This is a genomic window from Sphingomonas sp. (genome assembly GCF_050725575.1).
Lineage (GTDB): Bacteria > Pseudomonadota > Alphaproteobacteria > Sphingomonadales > Sphingomonadaceae > Sphingomonas.
Genome location: NZ_JBOHHW010000039.1, coordinates 18,094 through 31,054, shown reverse-complemented (window position 1 = coordinate 31,054; position 12,961 = coordinate 18,094). Strand labels below are relative to the sequence as shown.

The following is a 12,961-nucleotide window of genomic DNA, read 5'->3' as shown; positions in this document are numbered from 1 at the left end:
TTACCAATTATAGCGGAGCGATCCGATCACGGTGCGCGGCGCGCCGTAATAGCAGCTGTTGCTGAACGGGCAGGCGCTGATGTGCGTCTTGTCGAACAGATTGGCGGCGTTGACCGCCAGCCCCCAGCCGCGCAGCGCGGGCGACGCCTGGCCCAGGTCGTAGCCGATCAGCGCATCGACCAGCACGAAACCTTTGGTATGGAAGCGCTGGAAGGTCGTGACATTGTTGATCACGGCATAGGTGGTGGTGCCATCCGACCCCGCGACATAGCGCACGCCGCCGCCAATGCTGAGGCCCGACAAGGGGCCGGCTACTTTGCCGCCCTTGCCCAGGTCATAGGACAGGAAGGTCGAAGCCATATATTTTGGCGTGCCGAGCTGGCGCGTGCCGGTGGTGGTCGGTGTGCCGCTGTCGGTCGCGGTGGGCGCGCTTGCGCGGATGCCCTGGGTGATGATGGCGTCGGTATAGCTTGCCGCGGCGACCACGTCGAAACCGGGGAAGACCTGACCGCGGCCCTCGAACTCGACGCCGCGGACCCGGACCTCGCCGATCTGGATCTGGGCGTTAAGGGGGATGGCAGGGTCTCTGCCGGCGTCGGGATGCGATGCGGGTACCTTCTGGCGGCGCAGATCATAGACCGACACAGTGAAGATCGCATTGGTGCCCCTGGGCTGGAATTTGATCCCGCCTTCATATTGCCGCCCCGTGACCGGCTCAAAGGGTATGCCCAGATAGTTCGTGCCCGATTGCGGCTCGAACGATTCCGAATAGCTGAAATAGGGCGAGACGCCGAACTCGAACTCGTAGAGCGCGCCCAATCGCATGGTGAAGGCGTTCTGCGAAAGCTTGGTGACCGGCGCGAGGCGAGCGGCGGGCGTGACCGGATTCTTGTTCAGCGTGATCTGGTCATAGCTGTCGAAGCGGCCGCTCGCGATCAGCTGCAGCCGGCCAATGCTGATCTGGTCCTGGATATAGACGCCGGTCTGGTCGCGCTTGCCATAGGTGTTGACATAATTGGGCGACAGCTTGGTCAGGTCGAAGCTGGGCAGGGCGCCGCGATAGGTCGGCGCGAACAGGTTGAGATTGGGAATGCTGGTCAGCGGATTCGCCGTCTCGCCAGTGTTGAACTGCTGGACATTCTCGCCGGCGATATGCTGATAATCGATGCCGACAAGCAGATTGTGCTGGATTCCCGCGGTCTCGAACTTGGCATTCAGGCTGTTGTCCATCGTCAGCGTATCGAAATCTTCGTCCGCACCGCCGCCACCGCGCGTGATGATGCCGAAATTGCTGTTGCGCGCCAGCCCGGTCCCGGTCGTGGCGAAGCCGGCAACATAGAGCTGGCGGTAGGATAATTTATTGTTCTGGAACCGGAAGTTCGAGCGGAAGGTGAGATGCTCGTTGAAATCGTGGCGGAACAATGCCGCAATCGATTTCGCCTTGTGATTGTAGCGCTCATAGCCCGGGTCGCCGGTATTGATGTTGCGCGGCAGCACGCCCTTGGGGGTAGGCAACACCGTCCCATAAGCCGGCACGCCGGAATAGCCGCCACCGCTCGGTGCGTGCTGATAGGTGGCGATCAACGTCAGGCTGGTGTCGGGCCCTGGTGCGAAGGTCAGCATCGGGCTGACATGATAGCGCTCGCTGAACGTGCCCTTGGTCAGGCCGTCGCCCTTCTGCCAGCCGGCGACGACGCGACCCAGCAGCTTGCCGTCGCTGGTGAGCGGCTGGTTGATATCGATCGCGCCGCGCCGTGTGTCGTAATTGCCGAGCTGCGCCTCGATCCGTCCGAAGGCGTTGGCCTCCGGCACCTTGCTGGTCAGGTTGACCAGCCCGCCCGGCGTCGAGCTGCCATAAAGAACCGACGCCGGCCCTTTGACCACATCGATATGATCGACCCGGTTGAAGTCGATCTGCGGCGTGGAATAGGGGCCGGCGATCAGCCGCATGCCGTCGAGGAACACGCCCGGCGCGAAGCCACGCAGGATCAGCTGGTCGTAGCGCGTGACCATCGCGCCGCGCTGGTTGGGCGACACGCCGGCGACATAGCCGAGCGCCTGGTTGATCGACAGTGCGTTGCGCCGCGTCAGTTCCTCATTGTCGATCACGGTGATGCTTTGCGGCGTGATCATCAGCGGCGTGTCGGTCTTGGTGCCCGATCCCGCCTGTTTGAGCCTGAGGCCGGTGACGATGATCTCCTCGCGCGCGGCGTCATCGTCAGTGCTGTCGGCGACGATATCGGAAACGGGGGCCTCGTCGGCGGCTGCGGCATTTTCGGCATGAGCGACGGCCGGAGCGATGGCCAGCAGGGCGCCCAATGCCGCCGAAGAAACGCCGAATCTGCCGGATTGCCGAGGCCGCTGAACGCTCATTTTCTGTCCCTTTGTTCGTAATTGCTAACGATTCGCAATTGCCGTTAGGGAAGCTTCCGCGTAGAGGCAAGCCACGACTTGAAAGGGAATGGCGTGTCGGTCGGTGAACTCTCGGGAAGCAAAAGGGGTGGATTGCGCGGCCTGCAAATGGCTGTGCGCAGCTTCACGGCGCTGGTGGGCGGCTATGTCGCGGCGGCCGGGCTGGCCTCGCTGCTGGCGCGACTCCTGCCCATTGCGCGTGCCGAAGCGACCGCATGGGGGATGATCCTGTCCTTCCTGTTTTTCGCGCTGCTCGGGCTATGGGCCTTTTATGAACCGCGGCTCGCGCGCGTGACGGGAATCATCTGGGGGACTGCCATCCTGACCATCGGCGCGCTCTGGCTGCTGGGCGTCCGTGCATGACATCGGGCGTCGAGACGGCAAGGGGGGTGCGCCAGGCGATGGCGTGGATCCACACCTGGCTTGGCCTGTTGGCGGGCTGGATCCTGTTCGCCATGTTCCTGACCGGCACCGCGAGCTATTTCCGCCCGGAAATCACCCGCTGGATGCAGCCCGAACTCGACCTGAAGGCGGTGATGCCGGCGCGCGCGGCGGAGACCGCAGTCGCGCATATGCAGGCCACGTCACCGCATGACGAGCAATGGTATATCTATCTGCCCGACGAGCGGACCACCGAAACCCGCATCTTTGCGCGCGCGAAACCCAATCCCGATCCGAAGGCGCCACCGGCGCCGCGCCGCGCCGAAATCAAGCTTGATCCGGCGACGGGCGCCGAACTCGCGGCGCGCGATACGCGCGGCGGCGAGCATTTCTACCGCTTTCATTTCCAGCTGCAGCTGCCGCATCCCTGGGGACGGTGGCTGGCGGGCCTGTGCGCGATCTTCATGCTGGCGGCGATCATTTCGGGCGTCGTGACGCACAAGCGGATCTTCATCGATTTCTTCACGCTGCGCTGGGGCAAGGGGCAGCGCAGCTGGCTCGATGCGCACAATGTCTCGGCGGTGCTCGCGCTGCCCTTTCACGCGATGATCACCTACACCGGCCTGATCACATTGGTCGTGATGTACATGCCCTGGCCGATCGCCGCCAATTACAGGTCGCCGGCGGTCTTCGCCACCGAGGCCTATGGCACGGAGCCCGAGCGGGAGGCGACGGGGCGTGCTGTGCCGCTGACGGCGATCGGCCCGCTGGTCAACGCCGCGGCCCGCGAATGGCAGGGTGGACGGCCCGATCGGGTGGTCATCCGCAATCCCAATGACTCCGCCGCGGTCGTCACGATCTACCGCAGCGGCGCAGATCGGCTCAATGCCCGCAGCGCATCGATCAGCTATTCGGGCGCGGATGGCCATCGCCTGACTGCCTCCGACCCGCCCGGGCCGGCGATCGTCACGGCGGGGGTGATGCTTGGTCTCCATCTCGGTTCGTTCGCGGGACCAGTGTTGCGCTGGACCTATTTCCTGCTCGGGCTGACCGGCGCGGCAATGGTCGGTACTGGCTTGCTGCTGTGGACCGCCAAGCGGCGCAAGCCCGGCGCCAGGCCGTTTTTCGGTTTCCGGCTGGTCGAACGGCTGAACATCGGCGCGATCGCCTGTCTGCCGGCGGGCATGGCGGCCTATCTCCTCGCCAATCGCCTGATCCCGGCAGGCCTGCCGAAACGCGCCGACATGGAGGTGGCGACGATGTTCTGGGTGTGGTTCGGGCTCGCGGCGCTATCGCTGCTGCGCCCGGCGCACCGTGCCTGGCCGGAAACGCTGGCGATCGCGGCGGTTGCCTTTGCGGCATTGCCGGTCGTCAACGCGCTGACCACCGATCGCGGCTTGATCCACAGCATCCGCACCGGCGACACGCTGTTTCTCGCCTTCGATCTTGCGATGTTCGCCATCGCGTTGCTGCTTGGCTTCGGCGCTTGGCGCGCCGGCCGGCCGAAGCGAGCGCCTGTGCGGCCGCGCCGATCCGCGCCCGCGCGGGTCGAACGGGAGATGGCCGATGCCGCTTGAGTCCGGCCTGATTGCCTATGCCGCGCTTGCCAATCTCGCGCTGGCGCGCCCGAAGCACCGGCCGATGTCGCCACTATTGTTGATGGCTTCACCCGCTGTTGCGCGGAAGCTCGGCGTGCTGCTGCTGCTACTTTCCGTGCTGACGGCCATGCTGCGCTTCGGCGTCGCTCAGGGCGTGGTCGGTTGGATCGGGCAGCTCTGCGTGGCGGGGGCGGTGCTGGTGTTGCTCATGTCCTGGCGTTCGCGCGTCGCGCTGATGCTCGGCCTGCCGGCGTTGCTGGTGGCGATGCTTGTCATGCTGTTTTGATCAGCGATCGCTGAAGCTCGACGAGCCGAAATTTCCGCGCTCTTGATGTCCCATGCCGACCCCAGCTCAGTTTGTCATTTAGTATCTGATATATAACGATATTACCTCAATTCTCTCGCTGAGGCGATGGCCCGAGATACGGAACATATGGTGTCCCATATCTCCCGCAGCCGGTCCCCCACGGCGATTCAACCATTACGCAGCATCGGGCATGTCACCGCTTGCCGGACTGATACCGCGCACGCTCTTTCTTAGTGTCGAAAACAGCATTGCCGCAGATTGTGCCGCTTTCTCACCTCACGGTGCCGGTCGCTGACCATTCCACCGCCCGGGCGATCAGTATCTGGAAATTCGGGTCGGCGCGCGTGGCGAAACTATGGCCCAATGGCGTGAAGAAGGCACGTCCTCGACCGGCCATGTGAATGAATGCCACAGGAATCTGATCGCCGCCCAGGGCAGTGTGCGTCGTCGCCAATATGCTGATCGGCGCACGCCCTTTGAGGCGGTAATGGACTGCTTCGCCGGCCGGCGTCGTCCAGGGGACGAGATTGGTGGTGATCGGGTTTTGCAGCGGCGTCGGAGCGATCTCGAATGCGCCATGCTCCTCCGCGGACACTCCTTCCTGCCAGGATCGGCCGAGCAGGTTCGAGAAGCCCGGCCAGTCGTGGAAATTGTCGATCGCCCAATGAATGGCGACCAGGCCGCCGCCGCGATGCACGTAGCGGGTAAGGTTTCGGCGCAGGCCCGGCATCGACCGATCGGCCTGTCCGTTCAGGATGATCGTGCGATAGCGATCAGTGACAGCTCGCGATTCCAGCGCGGCGACATCCTCGACCACGCGCACGTCGAAGCGACCGGTCGCTTCGAGCATTGACCGCAACTGTGGCGTCGTCCGTCGCCAGTCGTGAAACCTGTCACTGCCGGAGACGATCAGGACTGGAATCCTCGCATCGCTGCCGAGGGGAGTCGTGGATTTCGGTGGGTCGGAGGCAGGGGCCGCTGTGGCCAGAGCGATAAACGCAGCTGAAACCCAATTACTCACCGGCTATCGCCCGCCCATAAGCGCGCCTCACCGCTTCATCGAAGGTAACGAGGATAATCTGCCCGAGTGCCGGATTGACGGCGAGTTCGGCGCGGCATTCTGCCACCGCGATTGCCGCCGCCCGATCCGGCGGGAAGCGATAGACGCCGCAACTGATCGCCGGAAAGGCAAGGCTGGTGAAGCCCTGCTCGCGCGCGATCGCAAAGCAGCGCCGATAGCAGCTGGCGAGCAATTCGGGCTCGCGATGCAATCCGTCCTGCCAGACCGGCCCAACGGTATGGATGATATGCCCGGCGGGCAGACGATAACCGCGCGTCAGCTTTGCATCACCGGTCTTGCACCCGCCCAGGCTGCGCAGCTTGCGGCATTCGTCGAGCAGTTCTGGGCCGGCGGCGCGGTGGATGGCGCCATCGACCCCACCACCGCCAAGCAGCGACGAATTCGCCGCATTGACGATCGCATCGACCTTCAATTTGGTGATGTCGGTCTGCAGCAGCTGGAGGCGGTCGTTCATGCCACGCGGTTGGCGACCAGGTCATCAACCACCGCCGGGTCGGCCAGCGTGCTGGTGTCGCCGAGTGACGAGACGTCGCCCTCGGCGATCTTGCGCAGGATGCGGCGCATGATCTTGCCCGACCTTGTCTTGGGCAGGCCCGGCGCGAATTGCAGCTTGTCGGGAGCGGCGATCGGGCCGATTTCGCTGCGCACCCATTTGATCAGCTCTGCGCGCAATGCATCCGACGCCGTCTCGCCCGAATTGAGCGTGACATAGGCATAGATGCCCTGGCCCTTGATGTCGTGCGGCATGCCGACCACTGCCGCCTCGGCGACCTTGGCATGGAGCACCAGTGCGGATTCGACCTCGGCGGTGCCCATGCGGTGGCCCGACACGTTGATCACATCGTCGACCCGCCCGGTGATCCACCAATAGCCATCCTCGTCGCGGCGTGCGCCGTCGCCGGTGAAATATTTGCCCGGATAGGTGGTGAAATAGGTCTGGAAGAAGCGCGCATGATCGCCCCACACAGTGCGCATCTGCCCCGGCCAGCTCCGCGCGATGACGAGATTGCCTTCGGTCGCGCCGTTCAGCACTTCGCCCTCGGCATTGACCAGTTGCGGGTCGACCCCGGGCATGGGCCGCGTCGCGCTGCCTGGCTTCAGGTCGGTCGCGCCGGGCATCGGCGCGATCATCGCACCGCCGGTCTCGGTCTGCCACCAGGTATCGATGATCGGGCAGCGGCCTTCGCCGACCACGTCGTGATACCAGCGCCAGGCTTCCGGATTGATCGGTTCGCCGACCGTGCCAAGCAGTTTGAGCGACGAGCGATCGGTCTTCGCGACGAACGCGTCGCCATCCTTCATCAGCGCGCGGAGCGCAGTCGGCGCGGTGAAGATGGTGTGGACCTTGTGCCGGTCGACCACTTGCCAGATGCGGCTCGCATCGGGCCAGTTGGGCAGGCCTTCATACATCAGCGTGGTCGCGCCATTGGCAAGCGGGCCATAAAGGATGTAGCTGTGCCCGGTGACCCAGCCGATATCGGCCGCGCACCACCACACATCGCCGGGGCGATAGTCGAAGGCGAGCTCATGCGTCAGGCTCGCCCACAGCAGATAGCCGCCGCTGCTGTGCAGCACGCCCTTGGGCTGGCCGGTCGAGCCGCTGGTGTAGAGGATGAACAGCGGGTCCTCCGCGCCCATCGGCTCGGGCGGGCAGGTGGTTGCCTGATCCGCCGCCGCGTCGTGATACCAGACGTCGCGCCCCTCGCGCATCGTCACATCACCGCCGGTCGCCCGAACCACGATCACCGTCTGCAGTGCCGGCGCGCGCTCGGCGGCGGCATCGACATTGGCCTTTAGCGGGATCCTCTTGCCGCCGCGGCGCCCCTCGTCGGCGGTGACGACAATGGTCGAATCGCAATCGGTAATCCGTCCCGCCAGCGCCTCGGGCGAGAAGCCGCCGAACACCACCGAATGGATCGCCCCGATCCGCGCACAGGCAAGGATCGCGAACGCCGCCTCGGGGATCATCGGCATGTAAATGGTGACGCGGTCGCCCTTCTTCGCACCCTGGCTTTTCAGCACATTGGCGAAGCGGCACACTTCGGCATGAAGCTGGCGATAGGTAAAGCGCCGGGGTTCCTCTTCCGGTGCATCGGGCTCCCAGATCAGCGCGACCTGATCGCCACGCCAGGTCAAATGCCGGTCGAGGCAGTTCGCCGCGACATTCAGCCGCCCGTCGGCGAACCATTGGATCCGGAAATCCGCTTCGTCGAACGACCAGTCGCCGGCGATTTCCGGCCGCTTGATCCAGTCGAGCCGGCGCGCCTGTTCAAGCCAGAAGCTCCCCGGGTCGGCGAGCGACCGGCCGTAAAGTTGCTCATATCCCGCCGCATCGAACCGCGCGCGCTTCGCCCATTCGGGGGTGACGGGGTAGAGTAACTGATCGGCCATGTAACGCTCTCCTGCAGGCCCATTTGCCGGGGGGAGACGGGCGAATGCAAGGCCCTGCTTGCCATAAGTTAGGTTTCAATATAAAACTTGATTCATCGCAGACGGAGCAGATCGATGTCAGGCACGGTTTTAGTGACGGGCGGCAGCGGCTATATCGGCGGCTACCTCATCCAGCAGCTGGTCCGGGAGGGCTGGACGGTTCACACCACGATCCGCTCGCTCGAACGCGAGGCGGAGGTGCGTGCGACGCTCGGCATCCCGGGGCCGGAACTCAAATTCTTCGCCGCCGACCTGATGAACGATGCCGGTTGGGCCGAGGCGATGGCCGGCTGCACCCATGTCGCGCATGTCGCGTCGCCTTTTCCGGTCGGCGCGGTCAAGCATGAGGATGAGCTGATCGTTCCCGCCCGCGAGGGCGCGCTCCGTGCGCTGCGCTTCGCCAAGGAGGCGGGCGTGCAGCGCTTCGTGCAGACCTCTTCGGTTGCCGCCATCGCCTATGGCCGCGACGATCTGACGCGACCCTTTACCGAGGCGGACTGGACCGACGTCACCTCGCCTAAAGTGGCCGCCTATCCGAAGTCGAAGACGATCGCCGAACGCGCGGCGCGCGACTGGATCGCCGCTGATGGCGGGGCGATGGAATATTGCTCGGTCAATCCGGCGGCGGTACTCGGCCCGGTTCTGAGCAACGATTATTCCGCCTCGATCGAGTTCGTGAAGCGTGCGATCGACGGCTCCGTGCCCGGTTTTCCACGGCTCGGCTTCGCGGTGGTTGATGTCCGCGATCTCGCCGACCTTCATGTCCGCGCGCTCACCACGCCCGGGATCGCCAATGAGCGCTTCATCGCGGCCGGGCCGTTCATGATGATGAAGGAAGTCGGCCAAATACTGCGCGACCGGCTTGGGCCAGACGCGAAGAAAGTCCCCAACCGCGTGATCCCCGATTTCCTGGTCAGGATCATCGCATTGTTCGACGGTGGCCTGCGCCAGGTCATCGGCGAACTGGGGCGGGTGCGTGCTGTCGATTCGAGCCATGCGCTGGAGGTGCTCGGCTGGAAGACGCGGCCGGCTGGGGACTCGATCGTCGATACCGCGCGCAGCCTGATCGATCACGGTATTGTGAAAGTTTGAGTTTAGTTCCTCCCCGTGCCGGGGAGGAGTGGTCAGACTACCCGATACGGTACCGTTCCCCGCAAGTCCGGGTCGACCGCAATGCTCCGGTCCGCCGGCGGAAAGGCGCGCTGGTCGCAATCGTCGCGTGGGCACAGCCGGCACGAAATGCCGATCGGCGTCGCCGGCGCGCTGCGGTCGAGCGCATCGGCATAGACGAAATCGGCGGCATGCTCCGCTTCGCAGCCAAGCGTCACGGCATAGCGGCGCGGCGTGCGCGTGAAGCTGCCCGACGGCTTGACCAGCCCCTTGGCCATTGAGACATAGCGCACCCCGTCGGGCGTCTCGGCATGCTGCACGACGATGCGGTCGGGAATCGCCGCTGCCTCATGCACGATCCATAACGGGCAGGCGCCGCCGAAGCGCGCGAACTGGAAGCGCGTCGCGCTGTGCCGCTTGGTGATGTTCCCGGCCATGTCGACACGGCAGAAATAAAAGGGGATGCCCTCCGCGCCGGGCCGCTGCAGCGTCGACAGCCGGTGACAGGCCTGTTCGAAGCTCACCCCGAAACTGCGGCACAGCCGGTCGATATCATGCCGCGCGGCGCGTGCCGCCGACCGGAACGCAGCATAAGGCATCATCAGTGCCCCCGCGGCATAATTGGCGAGCCCGATGCGCAGCAGGTTGCGCGCCGCATCGCTCGCCAGCGGGGCGCCGGCGACGATCGCTTCGATTTCCGTGTCGAATTCGGTCGCGGCAAGCTGGTGTGCGATCAGGAAGCGGCGGCTCTCGGGCGGCAGCGCACCGCCTAATGTGAGCAGTCCGCGTGCGCGGTCGAACGCGCGGATCGGGGCGGGATCGCCCGGCGCGGTCTCGATCGCAATGCCGTGCCGCGCCAGTCCGGCGATCATCGCCGCCTCGCCGGGCCCGAGCGCGCTTGCCAGCGCCTCGGCCGCGCGATCGAGCGGATCGACATAATTGCCCGCCGCATGAAACCAGTCGCGCACCGACTCCCATGGCATGCGCCCGCCCACGCCCGAGGAAATCGTCTCCTCGACCATCTGCAGCCGCTCCTCCGCCGCACGTACCGCACCGTGCAGCGCAATGATCCGGTCGGCGATTTCCGGCCGCTCCTCGGCCAGCCGCGCGATCGCGTCCGGCGCCGGCGCGGGGGGCAGCAACGGATCGGCCAGCGCCTCGGCGAGCGAGGCGATGCGCATTGCCGGCGCGCTGTCCTCGATCGCGGCGAGCGCATTGGGGTGGTTGCGCCGGAGTGTCGCGGTGACCGCCGGAGTCAGTGGCCGGACACCGCTTTCGAGCTGCGACAAATAGCTGACCGACAGCCCCAGCCGCGTCGCCATCGCCGCCTGGTTCAGCCCCACCGACTGGCGCAGCGCTCGGAGCTGCTCTCCGGCGAAAAGGCGTTGGGGGCGAGGCATCGGCGTTTGCGAGCTTAGTTCGCAAACTCATCCTTCACAACTTCGCAAGTTCACATTTGCAAAACCCCCGACACCTTGAAAGAGAGGCGGCCGTACTTTGCCGGAGAGCCGCATGTCGTCGACCATCGCCGAACTCGAACGCAAGCGCCAGGCGGCGCGTATGGGCGGGGGCGAAAAGCGCATCGCGGCGCAGCACGCCAAGGGCAAACTCACCGCGCGCGAGCGGCTCGACGTGCTGCTCGACCAGGATTCGTTCGAGGAGCTCGACATGTATGTCGAGCATAATTGCGTCGATTTCGGGATGCAGGACCAGATCGTCCCCGGCGATGGCGTGGTCACCGGGTCGGGCACGGTCAATGGCCGGCTGGTGTTCGTGTTCAGCCAGGACTTTACCGTGTTCGGCGGCAGCCTGAGCGAGCGCCATGCGCAGAAGATCTGCAAGGTCATGGATATGGCGATGAAGGTCGGCGCGCCGGTCATCGGCATCAACGATTCCGGCGGCGCACGCATCCAGGAAGGCGTTGCCAGCCTGGGCGGCTATGCCGAGGTGTTCCAGCGCAATGTGCTTGCATCGGGCGTGGTGCCGCAGATTTCGCTGATCATGGGCCCGTGCGCGGGCGGCGCGGTCTATTCGCCCGCCATGACCGACTTCATCTTCATGGTGAAGGACAGCTCCTACATGTTCGTCACGGGTCCTGACGTGGTGAAGACCGTCACCAACGAAATCGTCACGCAGGAGGAGCTTGGCGGCGCGGTAACGCACACGACCAAGTCGGGCGTGGCCGATGTCGCATTCGAGAATGACATCGAGGCGCTGCTCGCGGCGCGCGATTTCATCGATTTCCTGCCCGCCTCGAACCGTGAAACTCCGCCCGAGCGGCCAAGTTCGGATCCTTGGGACCGGGTCGAGGATAGCCTCGACACGCTGATCCCGGCCAGCGCCAACCAGCCCTATGACATGCACGAGCTGATCCGGAAAACGGTCGACGAGGGCGACTTCTTCGAGGTCCAGCCGACTCATGCCGCCAACATCATCATCGGCTTCGGTCGGATCGAGGGCCGCACGGTCGGCTTCGTTGCCAACCAGCCAATGGTGCTGGCCGGTTGCCTCGACATCAATTCGTCCAAGAAAGCCGCGCGCTTCGTACGCTTCTGCGATGCGTTCGACATTCCGATCGTGACCTTTGTCGATGTGCCCGGCTTCCTGCCCGGCACCAGCCAGGAACTGAACGGTATCATCAAGCATGGGGCGAAGCTGCTCTTCGCCTATGCCGAGGCGACCGTTCCCAAGATCACCGTGATCACGCGCAAGGCCTATGGCGGCGCCTATGACGTCATGGCGTCGAAGCATCTGCGCGGCGACCTCAACTATGCCTGGCCGACCGCCGAGATCGCCGTGATGGGTGCGAAGGGCGCGGTCGAGATCATCTTCCGCGGCAAGACGCCGGAAGAGATCGCCGCGCGCACCGCCGAATATGAGGCGCGCTTCGCCAATCCGTTCGTCGCCGCGTCGAAGGGCTTTATCGATGAGGTGATCCAGCCGCACTCGACCCGGCGGCGCGTTGCGCTAGGGTTGCGCAAGCTGCGGGGCAAAGCGCTCGAGAACCCGTGGAAGAAGCACGACAATATTCCCCTGTAATCTTGTCCCCGCCATTCGCCGAGGTAAACCATGCTCCCACTCTTTCTTCTCGCCCTGCAGGCGGCCGCACCGGCTCCTGTCGCGGCGCCCCCACCACCCGCCCCACCGGCAGCGCCGGCCCCTGCTCCCTGGGCAGTGCGCGAGCGCCCCGACGCCGCGAATGGTGTGACCACCACCACGACATCGGCCACCGCGCGTGACGGATCGTCGCGCCTGATCGTGAAGTGCGACCGGGGAACCGAATCGATCGTCTCGGTGCAATTCATCACCAAACAGGTGCTGCAGATGGCAGGTGACACCGGCGAGTTCGCCGACAAGCAGGTGGCGATGCGCTTCAATGGTGGCCCGGCGGTTGCCGACGACTGGCAGTTCCGCGGCACCGCGGCCTTCATTGCCGGTGCGACCCCGGTCACCGCGCTGACCACCGGGCTGGCCAAGGCCAAGACAGTCACGGTCGAAACCACCAACTCGGCAAACTTCGCCTTCTCCGCGACCTTTGATGGTCCGGCGACCGATGCGCCGGTCCGGCAAGTGCTGACCGCCTGTGGCTATACGCTTGGCACGGTACCGCCACCCGCACCGCCGGCCAAGAAGTGAGGCGCA

General features: G+C 65.0%; 11 protein-coding genes. 6 read left to right on the top strand and 5 right to left on the bottom strand.

Going from position 1 to position 12,961, the window contains the following annotated elements; translation table 11 throughout:
• Entirely contained in the window at nucleotides 1-2,373 is a 2,373-nt protein-coding gene (locus ACRECS_RS20765) for a TonB-dependent siderophore receptor (protein WP_431584861.1), read from the bottom strand.
• Between the two features lie 132 nt (nucleotides 2,374-2,505).
• Between ACRECS_RS20765 and ACRECS_RS20760 the strand changes: the two genes are divergently transcribed.
• From ACRECS_RS20760 to ACRECS_RS20750, 3 genes are read left to right on the top strand one after another with little or no spacing between them, the layout of a single operon-like run.
• Nucleotides 2,506-2,775: a hypothetical protein gene (locus ACRECS_RS20760; RefSeq protein ID WP_431584860.1), complete on the top strand. Its 270-nt coding sequence runs from the start codon at nucleotides 2,506-2,508 to the stop codon at nucleotides 2,773-2,775.
• Nucleotides 2,772-4,370, top strand: coding sequence for a PepSY domain-containing protein (locus tag ACRECS_RS20755; RefSeq protein WP_431584859.1), 1,599 nt, complete (start codon nucleotides 2,772-2,774; stop codon nucleotides 4,368-4,370). Before ACRECS_RS20760 ends, ACRECS_RS20755 begins: the two co-directional genes overlap by 4 nt.
• On the top strand, nucleotides 4,360-4,677 hold the full coding sequence (locus ACRECS_RS20750; RefSeq protein WP_431584858.1) for a DUF3325 family protein: 318 nt from the start codon (nucleotides 4,360-4,362) through the stop codon (nucleotides 4,675-4,677). Before ACRECS_RS20755 ends, ACRECS_RS20750 begins: the two co-directional genes overlap by 11 nt.
• A gap of 292 nt (nucleotides 4,678-4,969) precedes the next feature.
• On the opposite strand, the gene ACRECS_RS20745 is transcribed toward ACRECS_RS20750, so the two are convergent.
• From ACRECS_RS20745 to acs, 3 genes are read right to left on the bottom strand one after another with little or no spacing between them, the layout of a single operon-like run.
• Complete coding sequence (locus ACRECS_RS20745) at nucleotides 4,970-5,719, bottom strand: ThuA domain-containing protein (protein ID WP_431584857.1); 750 nt, start codon at nucleotides 5,717-5,719, stop codon at nucleotides 4,970-4,972.
• Complete coding sequence (locus tag ACRECS_RS20740) at nucleotides 5,712-6,233, bottom strand: O-acetyl-ADP-ribose deacetylase (protein ID WP_431584856.1); 522 nt, start codon at nucleotides 6,231-6,233, stop codon at nucleotides 5,712-5,714. The genes ACRECS_RS20745 and ACRECS_RS20740 overlap by 8 nt, the downstream gene beginning before the upstream one ends.
• Nucleotides 6,230-8,170, bottom strand: coding sequence for an acetate--CoA ligase (acs, locus tag ACRECS_RS20735; RefSeq protein WP_431584855.1), 1,941 nt, complete (start codon nucleotides 8,168-8,170; stop codon nucleotides 6,230-6,232). Before acs ends, ACRECS_RS20740 begins: the two co-directional genes overlap by 4 nt.
• Before the next feature lie 114 nt (nucleotides 8,171-8,284).
• Between acs and ACRECS_RS20730 the strand changes: the two genes are divergently transcribed.
• Nucleotides 8,285-9,301, top strand: coding sequence for an SDR family oxidoreductase (locus tag ACRECS_RS20730; RefSeq protein ID WP_431584854.1), 1,017 nt, complete (start codon nucleotides 8,285-8,287; stop codon nucleotides 9,299-9,301).
• 32 nt (nucleotides 9,302-9,333) lie between these two features.
• On the opposite strand, the gene ACRECS_RS20725 is transcribed toward ACRECS_RS20730, so the two are convergent.
• Nucleotides 9,334-10,719 carry a helix-turn-helix domain-containing protein gene (locus ACRECS_RS20725; protein WP_431584853.1) on the bottom strand — a complete coding sequence of 462 codons (1,386 nt, stop codon included), beginning with the start codon at nucleotides 10,717-10,719 and terminating at the stop codon, nucleotides 9,334-9,336.
• 112 nt (nucleotides 10,720-10,831) lie between these two features.
• On the opposite strand from ACRECS_RS20725, the gene ACRECS_RS20720 reads away from it, so the two are divergent.
• Nucleotides 10,832-12,358: an acyl-CoA carboxylase subunit beta gene (locus ACRECS_RS20720; RefSeq protein ID WP_431584852.1), complete on the top strand. Its 1,527-nt coding sequence runs from the start codon at nucleotides 10,832-10,834 to the stop codon at nucleotides 12,356-12,358.
• Nucleotides 12,359-12,388: 30 nt separating this feature from the next.
• Nucleotides 12,389-12,955, top strand: coding sequence for a hypothetical protein (locus ACRECS_RS20715; RefSeq protein ID WP_431584851.1), 567 nt, complete (start codon nucleotides 12,389-12,391; stop codon nucleotides 12,953-12,955).
• Nucleotides 12,956-12,961: the final 6 nt, after the last annotated feature.

Coding starts and splice junctions, on each gene's coding strand:
- ACRECS_RS20720 (WP_431584852.1), top strand. CDS start 10,832: ATGTCGTCGACCATCGCCGAACTCGAACGCAAGCGCCAGGCGGCGCGT.
- ACRECS_RS20750 (WP_431584858.1), top strand. CDS start 4,360: ATGCCGCTTGAGTCCGGCCTGATTGCCTATGCCGCGCTTGCCAATCTC.
- ACRECS_RS20765 (WP_431584861.1), bottom strand. CDS start 2,373: ATGAGCGTTCAGCGGCCTCGGCAATCCGGCAGATTCGGCGTTTCTTCG.
- ACRECS_RS20730 (WP_431584854.1), top strand. CDS start 8,285: ATGTCAGGCACGGTTTTAGTGACGGGCGGCAGCGGCTATATCGGCGGC.
- ACRECS_RS20715 (WP_431584851.1), top strand. CDS start 12,389: ATGCTCCCACTCTTTCTTCTCGCCCTGCAGGCGGCCGCACCGGCTCCT.
- ACRECS_RS20725 (WP_431584853.1), bottom strand. CDS start 10,719: ATGCCTCGCCCCCAACGCCTTTTCGCCGGAGAGCAGCTCCGAGCGCTG.
- ACRECS_RS20755 (WP_431584859.1), top strand. CDS start 2,772: ATGACATCGGGCGTCGAGACGGCAAGGGGGGTGCGCCAGGCGATGGCG.
- ACRECS_RS20740 (WP_431584856.1), bottom strand. CDS start 6,233: ATGAACGACCGCCTCCAGCTGCTGCAGACCGACATCACCAAATTGAAG.
- acs (WP_431584855.1), bottom strand. CDS start 8,170: ATGGCCGATCAGTTACTCTACCCCGTCACCCCCGAATGGGCGAAGCGC.